General features: G+C 57.6%; 3 protein-coding genes and 1 pseudogene. All 4 read right to left on the reverse strand.

The window, feature by feature from the left end:
• Nucleotides 1-568: pseudogene (locus ABJK56_RS11570) on the reverse strand (glycine dehydrogenase); the annotation flags it as partial.
• A 239-nt stretch (nt 569-807) separates the two neighbouring features.
• The gene (gene gcvH, locus ABJK56_RS11575; protein ID WP_347244828.1) at nt 808-1,218 is read right to left on the reverse strand and encodes a glycine cleavage system protein GcvH; all 411 of its coding nucleotides are present in this window, start codon (nt 1,216-1,218) and stop codon (nt 808-810) included.
• 326 nt (nt 1,219-1,544) lie between these two features.
• Nucleotides 1,545-3,191 (reverse strand): 2Fe-2S iron-sulfur cluster-binding protein, encoded by a 1,647-nt coding sequence (locus ABJK56_RS11580; RefSeq protein WP_347244829.1) that lies wholly within the window; start codon nt 3,189-3,191, stop codon nt 1,545-1,547.
• A partial coding sequence (locus tag ABJK56_RS11585) for an NADH-ubiquinone oxidoreductase-F iron-sulfur binding region domain-containing protein (protein ID WP_347244830.1) occupies nt 3,188-4,807 on the reverse strand: 1,620 nt, incomplete at its 5' end. The genes ABJK56_RS11585 and ABJK56_RS11580, both read right to left, overlap by 4 nt.

The raw sequence follows: 4,807 nt of genomic DNA on the forward strand, positions 1-4,807 counted from the left end.
CTCGCGGAGTTGGGAGCAAAACAATTTCCGATGATACATGGGAAAGATATGTGGTCAGGACCGCCCGATATTCTGGATGGATGTTCTGAGGTACGACCACCCGTTTTCGTCCACTTTGCAGGCTCAGACACATGAGAACAGCCTCAGCGAGGGCGGTAGCCCCATCGTAGAGGCTGGCGTTGGAGACGTCCAAACCCGTCAACTGCGTGATGAGGGTCTGGTACTCGAAGAACACCTGGAGATTGCCCTGGCTGACTTCTGGCTGGTAGGGGGTGTAGGAAGTGTAAAACTCACTTCGCGAGGCGACAAAATCGACCACCGCCGGGATGAAGTGATCGTAAGCCCCTCCCCCTAAAAAGCACACCTTTTGATGGGTTCCCACGTTCCGCCGGGCCAGCTCTTCCATATGCTGACAGAGTTCTAGCTCGGAAAGCGCAGGCGGAAGTTTTAGTTCGCCCTGAAAACGCACGTCGGAAGGCAAATGGGCAAACAGCTCGTCGATGCTTTGCACGCCGATCGCGGCAAGCATCGCCTTCACTTCTTGTTCGGTCTGCGGAAGATAGGCCATGGTTTTTCCTTAGCGTCTGATTAACAGGCAGATGCTTTTCGATCGCTTGACGCCCGCCGCCAGTCCTCTTCTGACGCTCCTCCCTGGAGAGACAAATCCGAACAATCTCAAGGCCCGTCGCTAATCGTTGATAACATCTGTGTTTGATGAACACCGCACGGAACGGGACAAGCGTACAGCCACCTTCTGTAACAGCGATCAGATGTTAGGTTGGCCAAGCTCGTAATCGATTTGCCTCTTTACCCGTGCTCTTCTGCCTCCGAGGCGCACTGCGCTTCGTAGGCGGCTCGGTCCAGGAGCTGGTTCAGTTCGTTCGGATCGGCCACCTCCAGCTTAGCGATCCAACCTTGTCCGAATGGGTCCGCGGTCAGTTGTTCAAGGTGTGTTGCCAGGTCTGTGTGGACCTCGACCACCGTACCCGTCACCGGGCTGTAAATGTCGCTGACTGCCTTGACGGACTCAATTTGTCCGAGCGGTTCACCCGCTTGAACTTGCTTGCCAACAGGAGGCAACTCGAGGAATACCAAGTCAGACATCGCTTGCACGGCGAAATCGGTGATTCCCACGGTTGCAATCGTCTTCCCGTCGGAATTCTGGGAAACGGCGACCCATTCATGGGTCTTCGTGTACTTGAGATCCTGGACGTCCACAGCTTTTCCTCGCAATTTTTCTGAAAATCAAAAGCACGCTCGTCGAAGCCTGTGCGTTGGCTGGTAGCCAACATGGGAACAGATTTCCCGCATCGGCTTCAATCCTGAAGCCCCACAAGAGCCGAACTATCATTTTATCCCTTGGGTCCTTTTGGGGTACTGGGTATTTGGAATGGAGCGCTGTTATCTCCTGGCGGATCGGACACACTTTGATCAATCGCGTCGCAAATTCCTGCGATGAGCGAAAAAATGATCGGGGGCAAAAATAAAGATCGCAGGCCGTACCACAGTCAGTTGATAAAGCGCCGGATTGTTGTCGCCCAGAATCAGCCGCGAACGTCTCGGACCGTGTTGAGCACCGGAAGATGAAGAGGTGGCTTGCCCTCCCGAAAAGAAAGCGCACCAGTGGGGCAAATGGCGACGACCTGTTCCGCCAGCTCCCCCAACGCCTCTTCCAACGTGCGATTGAAAGGCACCCCGATGCGCACATCGAAACCGCGGCCGACGAACGTCAGCCCCAGAGGTGCTCGAGCGGCCTCGGTAATCTCGACACATAGCCCGCAAAGAATACACTTGCCAGGTTCGTAAATGATCCCGGAAGGCCGCGCGATGATCTCCAATTTGGCGCGCTCACCACGAAACCGATTGGGATCTGCCTGATAGCGGATAGCATACTCGCGCAATCGGCAATGAGGGAGAGCTCGACAATCGCAGTGCAGGCAGCGTGCCGCTTGATGGACAGCTAGATCGTCATTCCAGCGAGCACCGGGCGGCGGCTCGGTTCGAGGGATTGGTTCAGCCAGCGTCGCCAGTTGCTCCACTTCCTCTTTTTCCAACCGACCCATTCGAACAGAAAACATTTCCGGAAGGCCCTCCACCCGGCCGAGACGGAGGAACTGGTCTATACATCGGGCAGCCAGTTTTCCATCGGCACAACTGCGGACCACCAGACCTCGCCCCCGAATCGCGTTTCCCGCAGCAAAGACCCGATCGAGTGACGTCTGGAAGGTCTCCCGATTCACGGTGATCCCGCGTTGCGTGTGGGGGATACCCAATTGCTCCAGCCGTTCTGGCGTTTGTTCTCCGAACGCGAGAAGGACCGCGTCGTAGTTGTTCTGGAGTTCCGTGAGAGTGATGCCGTTTTCCCCAGGGGGCACCAGGGGTGTGTCCGGCCGAAAGTCCACCCCAAGGCGAAATATCACATCAATTTCGGCGTCCAGGACACTCGGCGGAACAGCGGTGCCTCCGGGATCCGGGCGGTTACGCACGCGGCCTCCCGCCTTTTCCGCTACTTCGAACAGCACCACGCGGTGTCCCAGTTGGCGAAGGTAAAAGGCAGCCGACAACCCTGTCGGGCCGGCGCCTACGATAGCCACGGTTTTGCCACTGTCCGGTTGACAGGGCGGCAGATACGGATCGCCGGACGCAAGATCCCATTCCGCCACGTATCGTTTTAGACCGCATACAGCCACCGGGTCATCCGCCGCATTGCGCCGGCACCCTTTTTCGCAAGGTCGCGGACAAACGTAACCCAGGGTTGCCGGAAGGGCGATGTCCCTTTTGATTGTGGCAATTGCCTCCCGAAGTTCCTCCCTCTGAATCTGCCGCAGCATGGTGGGGATATCCATGTGGGCGGGACAGGCAAAATGACAAGGTGCCAGACAGTCCCCCAGGTGATCGCTCAACAAAAGTTCCAGGGCCGTCCGTCGAACATGGGCCACCTCGTCTGTCTCGCTCTCCACAATCATCCCATCGCTCACGGGAGTCCCGCAGGAAGGCACCATCCTTACCCGCCCGTTCTCGATCACTTTCACCGAACATATTAAACACGACGTTTGGGGTCTGAAACCATCAAGAAAGCAGAGGGTGGGAATATCGATCCCCAACTGCCGGGCCGCTTTGAGGACCGTGGTTCCAGATGGTACGGTGATACTCCGCCCGTCAATCGTCACACGGCAAAGTGCGGCGCTCATGGCGAGGACGAACTCCCTGTGGTGGCAGCCATTTTTTGGGTGGAAGGGTCGGTCAATGGGACAACCTCGGAAACACCCTCGCGTGCAAAATCGCTGATCCCGAAGCGGCCGGATCTTGCGGGAGCAGAAATAGGAGTGGAAGTCTGCGAAGCCCCAACAATTCTGCCTCCCGATTCAATCACCACCGCCCCTTCCGGACAAACGACCCGACAGGTATCGCACCGGGTACAAAGCTGATCATCGATGGAGTGTCTTTGGTACGGTCGGATAGGTATTGCGTTGACCGGGCAATTCTGAGCGCACAACGTGCACCCGATGCATGCATCTGTGATGCGGTAATGAATGAGGGAGGCACACCGACCCGCTGGGCACTCGCCCCGGATATGGGCCTCGTACTCTTCCCGAAAGTACCGCAGCGTGGTGAGCACAGGATTCGGAGCGGTCTTGCCCAATCCGCATATACTGCCCGCCTTGACAGTTTCCGACAGATCTTCGAGCGTCCGAAGGTCCTCCGGCTGGGCGCGCCCTTCGCAGATGCGATCCAGAATGTCGAGCATCCGCCGTGTCCCGATGCGGCACAACGTGCATTTTCCACAGGACTGATCCTGGGTGAAGCGGAGAAAGTACCGGGCAATGTCCACCATGCAATCGCTGTCATCGAGGACGATCAATCCTCCCGAACCCATGATGGCTCCCGTAGCCGTCAACGCTTCGTAGTCCACAGGGGTGTCGAAAAGTGATTCCGGGATACATCCTCCGGAAGGACCGCCCACCTGAACGGCTTTGAGCCGTCGGCCGGGTTGCGCGCCACCGCCAATATGTTCCACGATTTCCCGAAGAGTTATGCCCATAGGCACCTCAATGAGGCCGCCCCGCCGCACCTTCCCGGCCAGGGCAAACACTTTCGTTCCCTTGCTTGTTGCGGTACCGAGCGCTGCAAATCGCCCAGCCCCGTTCCGTATGATCCACGGTACGAGGGCAAAGGTTTCCACGTTATTGACCAGGGTAGGCTGGCCGGCAAAACCGAATTCCGCGGGATAAGGGGGTCGTAACCGGGGCATTCCACGGCGGCCCTCCAGTGACGCAATCAGAGCGGTTTCCTCTCCGCAGACGAAGGCCCCCGCGCCTTCGTAAACGCGAACATGGAAGCAATGATCTGTCCCCAGAATGCGGTCCCCCAGAATGCCCGCCTCTTCACAGCGGCGGATCGCTTCCCGAATCCGTTCCACGGCGAGTGGATATTCGGCACGGATGTAGAAAATGCCTTCCGTGGCACCCACAGCCCGCGCGGCAATAAGCATTCCCTCGATCACGCGGTAGGGAAACGATTCAAGGATCATCCGATCCATGAAGGCTCCGGGATCCCCTTCATCACCATTGCAGGTGACGTATTTTTTTGTTCCCTGGGCCTTTCGCACCACTTCCCATTTCACTCCCGTGGGAAAGCCTGCGCCGCCACGACCCCGCAGGCCACTGCGCTTCACCTCCTCGATAATCCTTTCCGGAGTCCATTCCTTCAGAGCCTTCTCCGCTGCGGAAAATCCTCCCCGAATCCGATATTCCTCCAGGTCCAATGGATCAATTTCTCCTGCCCATTCGGTGGCAATGCGGATTTG

It is taken from the genome of Thermogutta sp., assembly GCF_039793925.1.
Classification (GTDB): Bacteria; Planctomycetota; Planctomycetia; order Pirellulales; family Thermoguttaceae; genus Thermogutta.

Excerpts from the sequence above, each read along its gene's own strand:
- ABJK56_RS11580 (WP_347244829.1), bottom strand. The coding sequence starts at position 3,191 with ATGAGCGCCGCACTTTGCCGTGTGACGATTGACGGGCGGAGTATCACC.